Source organism: Aggregatibacter actinomycetemcomitans, from assembly GCF_023518055.1.
Classification (GTDB): Bacteria; Pseudomonadota; Gammaproteobacteria; order Enterobacterales; family Pasteurellaceae; genus Aggregatibacter; species Aggregatibacter actinomycetemcomitans.
The window spans coordinates 2,058,042-2,075,018 of the sequence record NZ_CP085096.1; the positions used below are offsets into that span (position 1 = coordinate 2,058,042).

A 16,977-nucleotide genomic window follows, 5' to 3' on the forward strand; every position below is an offset into this window, starting at 1 on the left:
ATTCCGCTTAAAAAAGAGTAATCTAGCTTGGTTTTATTCAATTCATATTTCAATAATAGAAGGAAATACAATGACCATGTTAGTGCAAAGCTTAAAGAAAACGGCAATTGCCGCTGCCATTCTTTCTTTTTCCGCTGCGGCTTCCGCAACAATTGTCACCTCCATTAAACCCTTAGGCTTTATTGCGACAGCCGTTGCAAATGGCGTTACCAATGTGGATGTATTAGTGCCGACCGGGGCTTCCCCTCATGATTACAATCTAAAACCCTCCGACGCGCAAAAACTAAAATCTGCTGAAATGGTAGTTTGGATTGGGGAAGATGTGGATGCTTTCTTAGATAAATCCATTGACGATCTTGATTATAAGAAAGTGCTGACAATCAAAGACATCGCCGCCATTGAACCGTTTTTAATGAAAGGATCCCATCACCATCATCACCATGGCGAAGGCAACGCGCATGAAGAGCATGATCATTCACACGAGGGGCATAATCACACACATGAAGGTCATGATCACAAGCATGAACATGGACACGATCACGAAGGACATGCACATCATCACGACGACGATTCAAGCATTAACTGGCATGTATGGTATTCACCGGATATTAGTAAAGCGGTCGCGCAACGCATTGCTGTAAAACTCATCAAACAATATCCGGAGAAAAAAGCGTTGATTGAAAAAAACATCTCCGAATTTAACCGCACTTTAGATGACACAAGTGCAAAAATTAACGTGCAATTGGAAAGTGTAAAAGATAAAGGGTTCTATGTTTTCCACGACGCCTACGGCTATTTCAACCACGCTTACGGTTTAAAACAAATCGGCTATTTCACCATCAATCCGCTTGTTGCACCGGGCGCAAAAACCTTGGCAAAAATCAAAGAAGAAATTGCCGAACACAAAGTCAGCTGTTTATTTGCCGAACCTCAGTTTACACCTAAAATGATTGAAAGCTTAAGTAAAGGCGCACAGGTGAATGTAGGACGTCTTGACCCAATGGGCGATAGTGTGAAAATGGAAGGAAATCCTTACGCCGCGTTCTTGCAATTTACGGCGGATAGCTATATGCAATGTTTAGCAAAATAAATTAATCCGTTAAATAAGGCATGATTTTCAGTCATGCCTTATTTATATCCGATAAAAATACGGTGCGATTAAAAATAAGGCTTGCTATAATTTTTAGCGATCTATCACAAAGCAAAAGGAAGACACAATGAAAAAAACATTAAAAATGACCGCACTCGCTGTTATCTCGGCTTTTGTATTAGCAGGTTGTGCACAAGATACGGCAAAAGGAGACGCCCAATTACAACAACAGGCGGTGATGGGAATTAACTGGATGCAGGAATCCGGTGAATATGATGCGCTGGCTTATCAGGCATTTAACACGGCGAAAGTCGCATTTGATCATGCTAAAGTACAAAAAGGCAAGAAAAAAGCCGTAGTTGTGGACTTAGATGAAACCATGATCGATAACAGCGCATACGCCGGCTGGCAGATAAAAAATAACAAACCTTTTGACGGTAAAGACTGGACCCGTTGGGTCGATGCGAGAGAATCCGGAGCCATTGCCGGTGCAGTAGAATTTAACAATTATGTCAATTCTCATAAAGGCAAAATGTTCTATGTGTCAAATCGCAAAGACAGTAATGAAAAAGCAGGTACCATTGATGACATGAAACGTTTAGGCTTTACCGGTGTTGATGAATCATCCCTTTATCTGAAAAAAGATAAATCCGCCAAATCTGCCCGTTTTGCAGAAATTGAAAGTCAAGGCTATGACATCGTGCTTTATGTAGGCGACAACCTGGATGATTTCGGTGATGCAACACACGGTAAATTAAATGCGGATCGTCGAGACTTTGTTGCTAAAAACCAGGCGAAATTCGGTAAAACTTATATCGTTTTACCTAATCCGAATTACGGTGGTTGGGAAGGCGGTTTAGCCAAAGACTACTTTAAAGGTGATTCCCAAAGCAAAGTTGATGCCCGCTTAAATGTAATTAAGGCATGGAGTGGAAAATAATTCCAAGTAAAAACATTCATAAAATAAACCGCACTTTGATCTGCACCCCAAAAAGTGCGGTCGTTTTTCGACGCGTTTTTTAATCGCGGAAATTGTTAAATTGGAACGGTTGTCCCAGTTCGGCGGTTTTGACCAGTTGAATTACCGCTTGTAAATCGTCACGGGATTTGCCGGTAACGCGCACTTGTTCGCCTTGAATTTGGCTTTGGACTTTGATTTTGGACTCTTTGATTAACTTGGTTATTTTCTTCGCCATATCGCTTTCAATCCCCTGTTTCAGCTTGATTTCTTTGCTGTAGGTTTTGCCGCTGTGTTCATATTCGGCGGGAATGTCCAGGGAGTTGGATTCAATGTTGCGCTTAATGCAGGCGTTACGCAGAATATCGATAAGTTGTTCCACCTGGAAATCCGATTCGCTGCTGACTTTGATGGTTTCGTTTTTTTCATTAAATTCAATGGCGGCTTGTACGTTGCGGAAGTCCCAGCGGTTGGTCAGCTCGCGATTGGCGTTTTCCACGGCGTTGCGGATTTCGTGTCCGCTGATTTCGGAAACAATGTCGAATGATGGCATGGTTTACTCCTTATTTGATTTTGTCGTTAGCACTTAAAATACATAAAAGTGCGGTTAAATCGGTGAAATTGATGATAACTTGCGCTAATTGTTGCACTTTCGGTTTGGCATGATAGGCAACGCCCAAATCGGCGACCTGCATCATGGCAAGATCGTTGGCGCCGTCGCCGATGGCAACGGTGTTTTCGGCGGCAATGTGAAATTGTTGCGCAAGTTGTTGTAAGATTTGCGCTTTGTATTGTGCGTCTACAATGGCACCTTGTACGTTGCCGGTAAGTTTGCCGTCGATGATTTCAAATTGGTTGGCAGCGATGAAATCCAAGCCGAGCTGTTGCTGTAACACTTCGGCGAAATAAGTGAAGCCGCCTGACGCAATCGCCACTTTCCAGCCGTGATCTTTTAATGTTTTGACCGTTTCCGTCAAGCCGGGCATGAGCGGCAGATGTTTTTTCACTTCCTGCAAAATGCCTTCCGGCGCATCTTTCAAGGTGGCGACCCGTTGGCGCAGGCTTTGGCTGAAATCCAATTCACCGCGCATGGCCCGCTCCGTGATGGCGGAAACCATCTCACCGGTGCCGGCAAGTTTGGCGATTTCATCGATACATTCAATTTGAATGGCGGTGGAATCCATGTCCATTACCAATAGTCCCGCTTGGCTCAGGCTCGCGTGAAAGTTTAAGGGCGCAATATCCAGTTTCAATTCATGGGCGATATTCACCCATTCTGCCCGCCATGTGCCTTTGAGCAGCACCACGGTGTTATGCAACACATTCCACGCCGCAAAACACAGAAAATTTTCACCGCACTTTTGCTGAAAAGCCTGTAACTTTGTGAGGTTTACGTTGTCGGAATAGAGAATAAACGCCTGTGTGGTTTCATAAGGCTGATCGGCAATGAACGGCGCGGGCAGTGATGAAAAGTGTTCGATAATGGCGGTCAGATTTTGTGTTTGCATAAAAATCCTGTAAATTGTAGCGGTTTTTAAAGGCACTGTATTCTAGCCTACTTATTAAACTTTGGGGAAAATAACTTGCATTTCACAAAAGAAAAAATGATGAAGTTTATGATGTTCTTCGGCATCGTGTTGTTATGTGTGGGGATCATGGCGATCATTTTGTTCGGGGTTAAACAATTTAAAATCGGTTCACAACTTGCCAGCGTCAATCAGGTGGCAAATTTGTCTCATTTGCTGGTGCGCCAGCAAGCCAATCTATTTTCTATGTTATTGATGAATAACGCGAAAACTGAACGTTTGGTGGAGAATCTGGATAATTTCGCCAAAGAAGAATTTGTGCTTGATGCCGCCGTGTATGCGCGCAACGGCGAGTTATTGGCGCAAAGCACCAATTCGTCCGATATGCGCAGTTTATTGGGGCTGGATAAAAAAGAAGAAAATGAAAAGGATTCCCAGCAAATTGTGGAACCCATTTATTCGCCGAACGGCGTGGAAGGTTTTCTGCGCGTGACCTTTGATGCCAAATACGGACAAACCACGCAAAGCAAAATCAATCATATTTTTCATCGTTTATACGGCGAGATTATTATCGTCTTCCTCGCCGGGATCCTGCTTGCCAGCAGCCTGCATTATTTCCTCAGCCATTATCGACGTAGCCGTATTCATGTGGTGGAAAAAACACCGGTATTGCGCAACAAAACTACGCAATCTATGAGTAAGTTGTTTCATCAGCGACGCAGAAGGGTGAAATAGGGAAAAGTGCGGTGGTTTTTCCCGGCGTTTTTTCATCGGAAATAAACACAATTGATAAAAACAAAAAACCGCTCAATTGAGCGGTTTCTCCTTATTTGCTAAGCAAAAATTATGCTAATTTTTTGATTTGTGCAGCTAATTTAGATTTGTGGTTGGCTGCTTTGTTCGCGTGGATTAAACCTTTAGATGCCATTCTGTCCACAACTTTTTGCATTTCAACGAATGCGGCTTCAGCAGCTGCTTTCTCGCCTGCGGCAACTTGTGTATAAACTTTTTTGATGTAAGTACGCATCATAGAGCGTTGGCTTGCGTTGTGTTGACGGCGTTTTTCAGATTGAACCGCACGTTTTTTTGCTGACTTGATATTAGCCAAGGTCAAACTCCTAAAAATTTCTGTTAGTTAATAGTGACAAAATAGGGGCGTAAATATGCCGATTTCTTATACTTTTGTCAACGGGAATTTTGTGTTGATTTCGGTGAGACACAACCGAAAGAAAGCATCGTTATATTTAACAAGCACTTTCAAACCGGCTCACGAAACGATGTGCGCGAGATTTTAACAGTTTTTTCCCTTAGAATATAGCGTAAAAACGAAATTTCTATACAATTAGGCAAATTTTATCGTTCAGAGTGATCCGTTTTGAGTAAAAGATTATTAAAATCCGGCATCGTCGTCAGCGCCATGACCTTAATTTCGCGTGTATTAGGCTTGGTGCGTGATGTGGTGATTGCCAATTTAATCGGCGCAGGCGCTGCCGCCGACGTATTTTTATTTGCCAATCGCATTCCGAATTTCCTCCGCCGCTTGTTTGCCGAAGGGGCGTTTTCACAAGCCTTCGTGCCTGTGTTGGCGGAATATCAGAAATCCGGCGATTTATCCAAAACCCGCGAATTTATCGGCAAGGTTTCCGGTACTTTGGGTGGGTTGGTTACCATCGTCACTTTGCTGGCGATGATCGGATCGCCCGTCGTGGCGGCGATTTTCGGGACGGGCTGGTTTGTGGATTGGCTTAATGACGGTCCTAACGCGGAAAAATTCACCCAAGCCTCGTTGTTGCTCAAAATCACCTTCCCTTATTTATGGTTCGTGACCTTTGTGGCGCTGTCCGGCGCGATTTTAAACACCCTCGGTAAGTTCGGCGTCATGTCCTTTTCGCCTGTGCTGCTCAATGTGGCGATGATTGCTACCGCACTTTGGTTGGCGCCGCAGCTGAAAAATCCTGATTTAGGCTTGGCAATCGGGATCTTTCTCGGCGGCTTGTTGCAATTTCTTTTCCAACTGCCGTTCTTATATAAAGCCAAATTATTGGTGAAGCCAAAGTGGGCGTGGCATGACGAAGGCGTGAAGAAAATTCGCACATTGATGATCCCTGCGTTGTTCGGCGTGTCGGTCAGCCAACTCAACTTGTTACTGGATACTTTCATCGCCAGTTTCTTAATGACCGGTTCCATCAGCTGGCTTTATTATTCTGATCGCTTGCTGGAGTTTCCGCTCGGCTTGTTCGGTATCGCCATTTCCACGGTCATTTTACCAACCCTCGCCCGCCACCATGTGAACCGCGACGATAACGTCAAAAGTGCGGTAGATTTTTGCAACACAATGGACTGGGGCGTGCGCATGATTTTGCTGCTCGGCGTGCCGGCAATGATTGGCATCGCCGTGTTAGCACAGCCCATGTTGCTCGTGCTGTTCATGCGCGGCAGCTTTAATTTCAGCGATGTACAGGCGGCATCCTATTCTCTCTGGGGCTTTAATGCGGGGTTACTGAGCTTCATGTTAATCAAGATTTTGGCGAACGGTTACTACGCCCGCCAAGACACCAAAACGCCGGTGAAGATCGGTATCATTGCCATGGTGAGCAACATGGCGTTCAACCTGCTTGCGATTCCTTTCAGTTATGTGGGCTTGGCGATTGCCTCCGCCATGTCGGCGACACTCAACGCGTTTCTGCTTTATCGCGGCTTGGCGAAAGCCGATGTGTATCATTTCAGCCGACAAAGTGCGGTCTTTTTTCTGAAAGTTTTGTTTGCCGCCGTCATCATGGGATTGTTGGTTTGGTACAACAGCCCAAGCCTGACGGAATGGAACGATATGCGCTTTCTCACCCGTGTACATTGGCTGACGTGGCTCATCGTGTTGGCAGCGATGGTTTACGGTGGCATGTTGGTGCTGTTGGGGATTCGCAAACGTGATTTGACGGGCGCGCACTCCGCGTGAAATTAGTTTTTGTGGCGCATGGATTTATGCGTATAATACCGAAGTATTTTTTCACCGAAATTTATGGAACACATTGAATGCAGCTGATTCGAGGCCTGGGAAATTTACCGCAAAATTTGCACGCTTGCGCGTTAACCATCGGTAATTTTGATGGCGTGCATCTGGGGCATCAAGCTATTTTGCGTCATTTGCGGGAAAAAGCCGACGAATTGCATTTGCCCATGGTGGTGATGCTGTTTGAACCGCAGCCGCGTGAATATTTTTGCGGTGAAGATGCGCCGGCGCGTTTAATGCACTTGCGCGATAAATTGCATTATCTTGAACAGGCGGGCGTGGACATCGTTATCGTAGCGAAATTCGACCGCACTTTTGCCGCATTGCCGGCGCAGCAATTTATCGAAGATTGGCTGGTGCGCAAATTAAAGGTGAAATTTTTAAGTATCGGCGATGATTTTAAATTTGGCGCCAAACGCCAAGGGAATTTCGCGATGTTACAACAAGCCGGCGAACAATTCGGTTTTACGGTGGAAGATAACCGCAGCTTTTGCCTGGATGAACTGCGTATCAGCAGCACTGCAATTCGCCTTGCGTTGGCGAACGATGATTTACCGCTGGCGGAAAAATTGCTCGGGCATCCATACCGCATTTTAGGACGCGTAATTCACGGTAATGAATTGGGTCGCACCATCGGCTTCCCGACGGCGAATATTCGCCTGCATCGTCAGGTGAACCCGGTGAAAGGGGTTTATGCCGTTAAAGTGCGGTTAAAATCCGGCGCGTTTTTTAACGGTGTGGCAAACATCGGCACCCGCCCGACCATCAACGGCGTGAATCAATTATTAGAAGCCCATTTATTTGATTTTCAAGGTGATCTTTACGGGCAATGGCTGGAAGTGGAACTGTGCCATAAAATCCGTAATGAAATGAAATTTCCGTCTTTTGACACACTAAAAGCGCAAATCGCGCAGGATGTGGAGACGGCGAAAAAGGTTTTTGAAGCGTAGAAAAATTTTTGCCTTCCCCTGCTTGCGGGGGAAGGTGTCCGAAGGACGGAAGGGGGCAAAATCCCCCCTCAGCCTTCGGCAGCTCCCCCCGTAAACGGAGGGAGCAAAAAAATAGGAAGGAGGCTTGGTATGACTACTTCGGCTAAACATGTACGTTTTGATGAAAACACAATGTAGGTTGAGCTTGATGATGCGCGTATTTTAGGCATTCCTTTGGTTTGGTTTCCAAAATTGCTGCGGGCGACAAAAACGGAATTGGAAAATTATGAATTAAGTCGTCGTGGCATTCACTGGGATGCATTGGATGAAGATATTTCAATTGATGGATTACTTGCCGGTCGGGGTGATGTAACACATAGCCCACAACAAGTGGCTTAAAATAAATTTAAATTTTTACACAAAACTGGAATAGAAAATGACTGATTATAAAAATACCCTTAACCTTCCCGAAACGGGCTTTCCGATGCGTGGCGATTTAGCCAAACGTGAGCCTGTGATGTTGAAAAATTGGTATGAGAAAGATCTTTACCAAAAAATCCGTCAGGCGACCAAAGGCAAGAAATCCTTTATTTTGCACGACGGTCCTCCTTATGCCAACGGCACCATTCATATCGGTCATGCGGTGAATAAAATTCTTAAAGATATTATCGTGAAATCCAAAACCGCACTTGGGTTTGATTCCCCTTATATTCCGGGTTGGGACTGCCATGGCTTGCCGATTGAACTGAAAGTGGAAGGCTTGGTGGGCAAACCGAACGAGAAAATTTCAGCGGCGGAATTCCGCCAAAAATGCCGTGAATATGCGGCGGAACAGGTGGAAGGTCAGAAAAAAGACTTCGTGCGCCTCGGTGTGTTGGGCGATTGGGATAATCCGTACCTCACCATGAATTTCAACACCGAAGCCAACATTATTCGCACTTTGGGCAAAGTGATCGCCAACGGGCATTTATATAAAGGCTCCAAACCGGTGCATTGGTGTTTGGATTGTGGCTCCTCTTTGGCGGAAGCGGAAGTGGAATATGAAGACCGTGTGTCGCCGTCCATTTATGTACGTTTCCCGGCAGAAAGTGCGGTGGAAATTGAAGGTAAATTTAACACCGTCGGCAAAGGCAGCGGCAAGTTGTCCGCCGTGATTTGGACCACAACCCCTTGGACCATGCCGTCCAACCGTGCTATTTCCGTGAATGCCGAGCTGGAATATCAGCTTGTGCAATTAGGCGACGAGCGCGTGATTTTAGCTGCCGATTTGGTGGAAGACATGGTGAAGGCGGTTGGCGTGGAAAAGGTGGAAATCTTAGGTTCCGCAAAAGGTAAAGATCTTGAGTTATTCCGCTTCCATCATCCGTTTTACAATTTCACCGTGCCGATTATTTTAGGCGATCATGTGACTACCGACGGTGGTACCGGTTTGGTACATACCGCGCCGAATCACGGTTTGGACGACTTTATCGTGGGTAAACAATATGACTTGCCGATGGCAGGCTTGGTAACGAATGACGGTAAATTTATTTCTTCCACCGAATTTTTTGCCGGCAAAGGCGTGTTTGAAGCCAATCCGTTAGTGATCGAAAAATTGCAAGAAACGGGTAACTTGTTGAAATTAGACAAGATTAAACACAGCTACCCACACTGCTGGCGTCATAAAACCCCGATTATTTTCCGCGCCACACCGCAATGGTTTATCGGCATGGAAGTGCAAGGTTTGCGTCCGCAAGCGCTTGGCGAAATCAAACAAGTGCGTTGGATCCCCGATTGGGGGCAGGCGCGTATTGAAAAAATGGTGGAAAATCGCCCTGACTGGTGTATTTCCCGTCAGCGTACCTGGGGCGTGCCGATGACCTTATTCGTGCACAAAGAAACCGAAGAGTTACACCCGCGCACCCTTGAATTGCTGGAAGAAGTGGCAAAACGCGTAGAAAAAGCCGGGATTCAGGCATGGTGGGATTTGGACGAAAAAGAACTGCTCGGTGCCGACGCGGAAACCTATCGTAAAGTGCCGGACACCCTTGATGTGTGGTTTGATTCCGGATCCACCTATTCTTCCGTAGTGGCGAATCGCCCTGAATTTGAAGGCAAAGCGGCGGATATGTATTTGGAAGGTTCCGACCAACATCGCGGCTGGTTTATGTCCTCATTAATGCTTTCCACCGCCACGGACAACAAAGCGCCTTATAAACAAGTGCTTACCCATGGTTTCACTGTGGACGGTCAAGGGCGCAAGATGTCGAAATCCATCGGCAATGTGGTGACCCCGCAAGAAGTGATGGATAAATTCGGCGGTGATATTTTGCGTTTGTGGGTGGCATCCACCGATTACACCGGCGAAATGACGGTTTCCGATGAAATCTTAAAACGTGCGGCGGACAGTTATCGTCGTATTCGTAACACGGCGCGTTTCCTGTTGGCGAACTTAAACGGCTTCGACCCGCAACGTGATGCGGTGAAACCGGAGGAAATGATTAGCCTGGATCGTTGGGCGGTGGCTTGTGCGTTAGAGGCGCAAAACGAAATCAAAGACGCCTACGATAACTATCAATTCCACGCCGTCGTGCAACGCTTAATGCGTTTCTGTTCCGTGGAAATGGGTTCTTTCTACCTTGATATTATCAAAGACCGCCAATACACCACCAAAGCGGACAGCCTCGCCCGTCGCAGCTGCCAAACCGCCTTGTGGCACATTGCGGAAGCCTTGGTTCGTTGGATGGCGCCGATTTTATCCTTCACGGCGGATGAAATCTGGGGCCACTTGCCGAAAACCACCGCACCGCGCGCCGAATTCGTGTTTACCGAAGAATTTTACGAAGGCTTATTCAGCTTAGGTGAAAACGAAAAATTAGACGACGCTTATTGGCAAACCTTGATTAAAGTGCGTTCCGAAGTAAACCGCGTGTTGGAAATCGCCCGTAACGATAAAGTGATCGGCGCCGGTTTGGAAGCGGAAGTGACCGTTTACACCAACGACGAATATCGTGCGTTATTGGAAAAACTCGGCGACGAACTCCGTTTCGTGTTGATTACCTCTAAAGCGGAAGTCAAACCATTGACAGACAAACCTGCCGATGTGGCGGAGGGCGAGTTGGAAGGCATCGCCGTGAGCATCGCCCGTTCCAACGGCGAGAAATGCCCGCGTTGCTGGCATTATTCCGACAAAATCGGCGTCAACCCGCAACATCCGAGCCTTTGTCCGCGTTGCGTGGAAAACGTGGCAGGTAACGGCGAAATCCGACATTTCGCTTAATTTGCTGCCAATAAAAAAAGTGCGGTTAAAATCGACCGTACTTTTATTATTTTTATAATCAAGATGATTTAACGAACTTATGACGAACAAACCAAAATCCGGGCTCTCATTTTTGTGGTTAAGTACGCTGGCATTTATCGCCGATATTTTTACCAAATACTTAATCGTAAGCCATTTTGAATACGGCGAAAGCGTAAATATCCTGCCGATTTTTAATTTGACCTATGTGGGTAACTTTGGCGCCGCTTTTAGTTTCCTGGCGGATCATGACGGTTGGCAAAAATTCTTTTTCCTTGCGTTGGCAGTGGGGATTTCCGCCATGTTGGTTTATTTTTTAATGAAAAATCGCCATGAACAAAAACTGCTGAATGCCGCCTACGCTTTGATTATCGGCGGCGCTTTGGGCAATGCGGCGGATCGTCTGTATCACGGCTATGTGGTGGATTTTTTAGATTTCTATTGGCGGGATTGGCATTATCCCGTGTTTAACGTGGCGGATATTGCCATTTGTGTGGGTGCCGGTTTGATTGCCTTGGATGCGTTCAAAAACGGCAATAAACAGGAATGTAAATAATGAAAATTATTTTAGCCAACCCGCGCGGGTTCTGTGCCGGCGTGGATCGTGCTATCAGCATCGTAGAACTGGCGTTGGAAATTCACGGTGCGCCCATTTATGTGCGGCATGAAGTGGTGCATAACCGTTTCGTGGTGAACGGCTTGCGTGAGCGCGGTGCCATTTTTGTGGAAGAATTAAGCGAAGTGCCGGACGGCGCCATTGTGATTTTCTCCGCTCATGGTGTGTCCCAAGCGGTGCGTCAGGAAGCAAAAGAGCGCAATTTGAAAGTGTTCGACGCCACGTGCCCGTTGGTGACCAAAGTGCATATGCAGGTGGCGCGTGCCAGCCGTAAAGGCACCAAAGCCATTTTAATCGGGCACAAAGGGCATCCCGAAGTGGAAGGCACCATGGGGCAATACGGCAATCAAGAGGGCGGCATTTATTTAATCGAAAGTGTGGAAGACATCGCCAACTTACCGGTGAAACAAAATGACGACCTCACATTTATGACGCAAACCACCTTATCTTTGGACGACACGGCGGAAACCATCAGCGCCCTGAAAGAAAAATATCCCGCCATTCAAGGCCCGCATAAAAACGACATTTGTTATGCCACCACCAATCGACAAGAAGCCGTACGTGAACTGGCGAAACAGTCGGATTTAGTGGTCGTGGTCGGATCCAAAAACTCCTCCAATTCCAATCGTTTGGCGGAGCTTGCCTCCCGCATGGGCGTCGCTTCTAAATTAATCGATGACCCGAACGACATTCACGCAAACTGGTTCGACGGCGTGCAAACTATCGGCGTCACCGCCGGTGCTTCCGCCCCGGAAGAATTGGTACAATCGGTTATCTCCCGCCTGAAAGAATTCGGCGTCACCACCGTAGAAGAACTGCAAGGCTTGGAAGAAAATATGTTCTTTGAAGTTCCGAAAGAGTTGCGGCTGAAAGAAGCAAATTGATTTTTCACCGAATGTATTTCCGAGAATTTGATGGTGCTCATCTGATGGCGCGCATTTCCCAATTATCGCTGTCGAAACATTGTAGTTATTTAATAAAAAAGAAAAATTTGAATCCTCTCGTTTACGGGGGAGCCGGACGAAACCCTGAGAGGGCAAAATCTCGATTTTTAAGCATGAGTTTGTTAAAAAATAGAGTATATTCCCCGCCCTTCGGGCACCTTCCCCCGTAAACGGAAGAAGGCAAGATACTTTATAAAATATCAATGCATTACAATTTTTCGAACACTTGTGGTTTCAACACGTGCTTTTTGTTCCTATTAGTACTGCGACGTGTACGCTATCTATCAAGTACTCTAAAAAATGGCATAGTAGACAAAGTACCCCGACTTATGCCGGGGTATTCTCTTAAAAACACTTAAATTTTTTACCGCATTTTACGAAAAATGATTAAGCGCGGGAAATCATTAAGCTTGCGGATTCATGATTTCATCGAAGGTTGCCGCTTTTTCGGTAACTTGCGCTTTAGCCAGTACCGCATCAACTGCTTGTTCTTCCAATACAACGTTACGAATATTGTTCATTAATTCATTATTTTTGCTGTAGTATTCAACCACATCCGCTGGTTGTTCGTAAGCGGAAGCGATGTCTTCAATCATGGCTTTGGCACGTTCTTCGTCTGCTTTTAGTTCGTTTGACGCGATAACTTGCGCTAATAATAAACCGACTAGTACACGGCGTTTTGCTTGTTCTTCAAATAACTCACGTGGTAATTGTGCCACTTGTTGTGCATTGCCGCCGAAACGTTGTGCCGCTTGTTGGCGTAACACGTCAATTTCTTGCTCAACTGCGGCGCTTGGGACATCAATTTGGTTTTGTTCAACTAAACCGTCGATCACTTGATTTTTCACGCGGGTAGTCAATGCATTTTTCAATTCACGTTGCATATTTTTGCGAATTTCGCTGCGTAAATCCGCTACGGATTTGGTGTTCGGACCAAATTTTGCGATGAATTCATCGGTTAATTCAGGCAATACCATAACCTCGACTTTCTTCAAGGTAATGTCGAATTTCGCCGCTTTGCCTTTTAATTTTTCGGAGTGGTATTCTTCCGGGAAGGTCACATCAATCGTGAATTTATCACCGGCTTTGTGACCTACGATGCCATCTTCAAAGCCCGGAATCATACGACCTTGCCCCATGAATAACACGAAATCTTCCGCGTTGCCGCCTTCAAATTCTTCACCGTCAACGGAACCGACGAAATCGATAGTAACGCGATCTTCCGCTTTTGCTACCTCTTGCGTTTCAGACCAAGTGGCTTGTTGTTTGCGTAACACGTCAACCATTTTGTCAACATCCGCTTCGGAGATTTCAACAACCGGTTTTTCAACTTTGATATTTTCTAAACCTTTCAATTCAACTTCAGGGTAAACTTCAAAAGTTGTGCTGAATTTTAATTCTTTGCCGTCTTCAAATTGTTCCACGGTGAAGCTTGGGCGACCGGCTAAGTTAACTTTATTTTCGATAACCGCTTGGAAGAAATGTTTTTGTAATAAATCGCCTAAAATATCTTGACGAACGGAAGCGCCGAAGCGTTTTTCAATAATTTGCGGAGGGACTTTACCTTTACGGAAACCGTCAACACGTGCGTTTTTGGCAACGCGTTTTAATTCTTCGCGTACTGCTTGATCAACGGTTTCAGCCGGAACGGTGACGGTTACACGACGCTCTAAACCTTGAGTCGTTTCAATATTTAATGACATTATGATGTTACCTCAAATTGATGCACTCGGCGAATGCTCACACCGAACACGTTATTAATAGAAAATAAGACGACGAATTATAACGGGACAAAGGCTTTCCGTCGAGGAAATGCACGATAAAAGCGCATAATTGATTAAAAAACACTCGATTTATTCCATAAAATTAGCCGCGCGGATGATAGCGTTCATGTAAACGTTTTAGCCGTTCTTTTGCCACGTGGGTGTAAATTTGCGTCGTGGATAAATCACTGTGTCCCAACAACATTTGCACCACGCGCAAATCCGCCCCGTGATTCACCAAATGAGTAGCGAACGCATGGCGTAAAACGTGCGGCGACAACATCTCGCTGTCAATCTCCGCCAACACCGCATAATGTTTAATCCGATGCCAAAAAGTTTGCCGCGTCATTTGCGTACCGCGTCGGCTGGGAAATAGCACATCGGAGCTTTGCCCGTCCAGCAACATCGGGCGGGCAAACAACATAAATTGTTTCACCCAATGGGTCGCCTCCTCGCCCATGGGGACAATACGTTCCTTCTTGCCTTTGCCGATAACCCGCACCACGCCTTGATTCAGATTAATGCTGTCGGTGTTCAGGGAAACCAATTCCGTCACCCGCAAGCCCGTGGCATACAACAGCTCCAGCATGGCTTTATCGCGTAACTCAATGGGTTGTTCCAAACTCTGTACATTCAGCAGATCCGTCACTTGCTGCTCCGTTAAATATTTCGGCAAACGGCTCGGCAATTTAGGCGAACTGAGCACCGCGCTGGGGTCATCGGTGCGATATTTTTCCTGATACAAATATTGAAACAGCTTCCGCATAGCACTGAGCAATCTCGCCGTGCTGGTGGCTTTGTAGCCCTGCTCTACCCGTTCGCCCAAAAAGGCTTGCAAGTCCACGGCATCCAAACCGAGCAACGACAAATGCCGCGCCTCCAACCAATCGCAAAGTGCGGTCAGATCCAAGCGATAAGACTCCACCGTATTGGGTGACAAGCCTTTGCCAATCCATAATTCGTTCAGGAATAAATCCAATAATGCCGAGTTATTCATGGTTATCCCTGTTTCAACAAAAAGGCATCCACTTTACGCGGAGTGACGACGAAAGCAACGGCAGCAACCAATGCCATGAGAATAAACGTCATCGACGCCGAATACGGATAAATGACACCGGAAAGTGCGGTCAAAATCGCCACCATTGCGCTGTTGGAAACGCCGTTATACAAGGCTTGTAACTTGGAGATATGGGTTTGCGGTTGCGTCGTAATATAACGCACCATGGCATAATGTGCAGAGGCATAAGTCAGGCTGTGCAACAATTGCAAGATGGCGATAAGCCAAATCGCATCGGTGGCGGCAAGCCCCAACCAGCGAACAATGCAGGCAACGGTTGCCAAATGAAAAATGGTGCTGACTTTCCAGTTTTGCAGTAAACGACGGGAGAAGAAAAATAACAGAATTTCGGAGACCACCGCCAAGCCCCAAAGCAAACTGGTTTGCGAAACGGAAATGCCAAGTCCCGTCCAATACAACACGCTGTAAACATAATAAGCGGAGTGCGATCCTTGAATCAGCGACGATGCCAGCAAGACGCGCAACGTGGTTTTGTTTTTCAATAAATCCCAATAACACACCCCAACGGCGGCATGTGCCGACTGTTCATCCTGCGGCGGAATGGTCGGGCTCACGCACTGCATGAGCGTATAAGCGGCTAAAAGTGCGGCCAAAATCCAAACGATATTTTGCTCGCCGAAAAAGCCGATCACATTGCCGAACAAAGTCACACCCACCACAAACGCCAGAGAACCGATTAACCGCGCTTTGCCGTAATCCAGTTGAATCTGGCGCTGCCAGGTGCTCGCCAGCGAATCCGTAATCGGCATACCGGCGGCGTTTACCATGGCAAACAAACCGATAGCGGAGAATAACAGCCAAAAATTCTCGGCAACAAAACTGAGCCCCGCCATAATCAAGGCACTTGCCAGCGCCAATAAGCGCAAGGAATTAATCAGCTGCGACGCCCGTTTAATTAAACCGGAGAAGAACAAACCGCCCACAAAACGGAACACATAAGCACTCGCCAGCACCATGCCGATCATTTCCTCGCCGTATTGTTGGGATTTCATCCAAACGGGAAAAAACGGCACGAATACGCCATAAGCGCAGTAGTAGCCGAAAAAGCTCAAGGCGAGCCAAGTAAAAGGACGAACGGGCATTAAAATAAGGTTTCCATTTCTTTTGAACGTGCCATGCAAGCCTGCATTGCCTGCTGCACGATGTCGTTAAATTGACGTTGATTGAACACATTCAGCGCTGCTGCCGTGGTGCCGCCTTTGGATGTGACATTTTGGCGCAAGGTTGCTAAATCCAGTTGTGGATTTTCCACCACCATTTTTGCCGAACCCAACATTGCCTGCTGCACCAATTCGCGTACCTGCTGATCGTTTAATCCCATGTGAATCAAACCTTGTTGCATGGCTTCCAACAGCTGAAAAAAATACACCGGGCTGCTGCCTGAGGCGGCGGTAACGGCGTGCATTTTTTCTTCCGAATCAAGCCACAGGGTTTTGCCCACGGCGGCCAACAAATCCTGCGCAAAAGTGCGGTCAATCTTGCCAACGAACTCCCGGCGGCGATGGAAATCACCAATTTAGCCTGAAAATCTACCGCACTTAACGGCGCACAAACTGCCACCAACATCTGCGGCTTTACCGCCAACAACACCACATCCGCCTGCATGGCTGCCGCAACATTATCCGTTGCCGTGCGCACACCTTTTTGCGCAAACAAATCCCGTTTTTCTTCGTTAGGATCACAGACAATGATTTTATCGGCAGGATAACCACGTTTTAACAAACCGAACACGATGGCTTGTGCCATATTGCCGCCACCGATAAAAGTCACCAATTTATGTTGCATATTT

Annotated in this window: 15 protein-coding genes and 1 pseudogene; 9 read left to right on the forward strand and 7 right to left on the reverse strand. The window is 46.5% G+C overall.

The window, feature by feature from the left end; genetic code table 11:
- Positions 1-70 precede the first annotated feature (70 nt).
- The gene (gene znuA / locus LIN98_RS10110; protein WP_005548261.1) at positions 71-1,090 is read left to right on the forward strand and encodes a zinc ABC transporter substrate-binding protein ZnuA; all 1,020 of its coding nucleotides are present in this window, start codon (positions 71-73) and stop codon (positions 1,088-1,090) included.
- 127 nt (positions 1,091-1,217) lie between these two features.
- The gene (locus LIN98_RS10115) at positions 1,218-2,030 is read left to right on the forward strand and encodes a 5'-nucleotidase, lipoprotein e(P4) family (protein WP_005567355.1); all 813 of its coding nucleotides are present in this window, start codon (positions 1,218-1,220) and stop codon (positions 2,028-2,030) included.
- Between the two features lie 79 nt (positions 2,031-2,109).
- On the opposite strand, the gene LIN98_RS10120 is transcribed toward LIN98_RS10115, so the two are convergent.
- Together LIN98_RS10120 and serB are read right to left on the reverse strand one after the other, a co-directional pair.
- Positions 2,110-2,601: a YajQ family cyclic di-GMP-binding protein gene (locus tag LIN98_RS10120; RefSeq protein WP_005548266.1), complete on the reverse strand. Its 492-nt coding sequence runs from the start codon at positions 2,599-2,601 to the stop codon at positions 2,110-2,112.
- A 10-nt stretch (positions 2,602-2,611) separates the two neighbouring features.
- A complete protein-coding gene (gene serB, locus LIN98_RS10125; RefSeq protein ID WP_014167392.1) occupies positions 2,612-3,556 on the reverse strand; it encodes a phosphoserine phosphatase in 945 nt (314 codons plus the stop codon).
- 75 nt (positions 3,557-3,631) lie between these two features.
- Between serB and LIN98_RS10130 the strand changes: the two genes are divergently transcribed.
- Positions 3,632-4,309, forward strand: coding sequence for a YtjB family periplasmic protein (locus LIN98_RS10130; protein WP_005567351.1), 678 nt, complete (start codon positions 3,632-3,634; stop codon positions 4,307-4,309).
- A gap of 109 nt (positions 4,310-4,418) precedes the next feature.
- Here the strand turns inward: LIN98_RS10130 and rpsT are convergent, their stop codons facing one another.
- The gene (gene rpsT / locus LIN98_RS10135) at positions 4,419-4,682 is read right to left on the reverse strand and encodes a 30S ribosomal protein S20 (protein ID WP_014167393.1); all 264 of its coding nucleotides are present in this window, start codon (positions 4,680-4,682) and stop codon (positions 4,419-4,421) included.
- 267 nt (positions 4,683-4,949) lie between these two features.
- Between rpsT and murJ the strand changes: the two genes are divergently transcribed.
- The 6 genes from murJ (at position 4,950) to ispH (ending at position 12,287) form a co-directional block, all read left to right on the forward strand.
- Positions 4,950-6,527: a murein biosynthesis integral membrane protein MurJ gene (murJ, locus tag LIN98_RS10140; protein ID WP_005585337.1), complete on the forward strand. Its 1,578-nt coding sequence runs from the start codon at positions 4,950-4,952 to the stop codon at positions 6,525-6,527.
- A gap of 77 nt (positions 6,528-6,604) precedes the next feature.
- The gene (gene ribF / locus LIN98_RS10145) at positions 6,605-7,531 is read left to right on the forward strand and encodes a bifunctional riboflavin kinase/FAD synthetase (protein WP_005548283.1); all 927 of its coding nucleotides are present in this window, start codon (positions 6,605-6,607) and stop codon (positions 7,529-7,531) included.
- 213 nt (positions 7,532-7,744) lie between these two features.
- On the forward strand, positions 7,745-7,909 hold the full coding sequence (locus LIN98_RS10150; RefSeq protein WP_005548285.1) for a DUF2442 domain-containing protein: 165 nt from the start codon (positions 7,745-7,747) through the stop codon (positions 7,907-7,909).
- 37 nt (positions 7,910-7,946) lie between these two features.
- Entirely contained in the window at positions 7,947-10,769 is a 2,823-nt protein-coding gene (gene ileS, locus LIN98_RS10155) for an isoleucine--tRNA ligase (RefSeq protein ID WP_148326108.1), read from the forward strand.
- A 79-nt stretch (positions 10,770-10,848) separates the two neighbouring features.
- Entirely contained in the window at positions 10,849-11,343 is a 495-nt protein-coding gene (lspA, locus tag LIN98_RS10160) for a signal peptidase II (protein ID WP_014167396.1), read from the forward strand.
- Positions 11,343-12,287, forward strand: coding sequence for a 4-hydroxy-3-methylbut-2-enyl diphosphate reductase (gene ispH, locus LIN98_RS10165; protein WP_005548289.1), 945 nt, complete (start codon positions 11,343-11,345; stop codon positions 12,285-12,287). Before lspA ends, ispH begins: the two co-directional genes overlap by 1 nt.
- A 464-nt stretch (positions 12,288-12,751) precedes the next feature.
- Here the strand turns inward: ispH and tig are convergent, their stop codons facing one another.
- The 4 genes and pseudogenes from tig to LIN98_RS10185 all read right to left on the reverse strand — a co-directional run bounded on the left by tig (position 12,752) and on the right by LIN98_RS10185 (position 16,973).
- Positions 12,752-14,050, reverse strand: coding sequence for a trigger factor (tig, locus tag LIN98_RS10170; RefSeq protein WP_005566867.1), 1,299 nt, complete (start codon positions 14,048-14,050; stop codon positions 12,752-12,754).
- A 163-nt stretch (positions 14,051-14,213) separates the two neighbouring features.
- Positions 14,214-15,107, reverse strand: coding sequence for a site-specific tyrosine recombinase XerD (gene xerD, locus LIN98_RS10175; RefSeq protein ID WP_005548293.1), 894 nt, complete (start codon positions 15,105-15,107; stop codon positions 14,214-14,216).
- Positions 15,108-15,109: 2 nt separating this feature from the next.
- Entirely contained in the window at positions 15,110-16,270 is a 1,161-nt protein-coding gene (locus tag LIN98_RS10180) for a 3-phenylpropionate MFS transporter (RefSeq protein WP_005592346.1), read from the reverse strand.
- Positions 16,270-16,973 (reverse strand): annotated as a pseudogene (locus tag LIN98_RS10185) (pyrroline-5-carboxylate reductase). Before LIN98_RS10185 ends, LIN98_RS10180 begins: the two are co-directional and overlap by 1 nt.
- Between the last annotated feature and the right edge of the window lie 4 nt (positions 16,974-16,977).

Coding starts and splice junctions, on each gene's coding strand:
- znuA (WP_005548261.1), top strand. CDS start 71: ATGACCATGTTAGTGCAAAGCTTAAAGAAAACGGCAATTGCCGCTGCC.
- LIN98_RS10115 (WP_005567355.1), top strand. CDS start 1,218: ATGAAAAAAACATTAAAAATGACCGCACTCGCTGTTATCTCGGCTTTT.
- LIN98_RS10120 (WP_005548266.1), bottom strand. CDS start 2,601: ATGCCATCATTCGACATTGTTTCCGAAATCAGCGGACACGAAATCCGC.
- serB (WP_014167392.1), bottom strand. CDS start 3,556: ATGCAAACACAAAATCTGACCGCCATTATCGAACACTTTTCATCACTG.
- ribF (WP_005548283.1), top strand. CDS start 6,605: ATGCAGCTGATTCGAGGCCTGGGAAATTTACCGCAAAATTTGCACGCT.
- ileS (WP_148326108.1), top strand. CDS start 7,947: ATGACTGATTATAAAAATACCCTTAACCTTCCCGAAACGGGCTTTCCG.
- lspA (WP_014167396.1), top strand. CDS start 10,849: ATGACGAACAAACCAAAATCCGGGCTCTCATTTTTGTGGTTAAGTACG.
- ispH (WP_005548289.1), top strand. CDS start 11,343: ATGAAAATTATTTTAGCCAACCCGCGCGGGTTCTGTGCCGGCGTGGAT.
- tig (WP_005566867.1), bottom strand. CDS start 14,050: ATGTCATTAAATATTGAAACGACTCAAGGTTTAGAGCGTCGTGTAACC.
- xerD (WP_005548293.1), bottom strand. CDS start 15,107: ATGAATAACTCGGCATTATTGGATTTATTCCTGAACGAATTATGGATT.
- LIN98_RS10180 (WP_005592346.1), bottom strand. CDS start 16,270: ATGCCCGTTCGTCCTTTTACTTGGCTCGCCTTGAGCTTTTTCGGCTAC.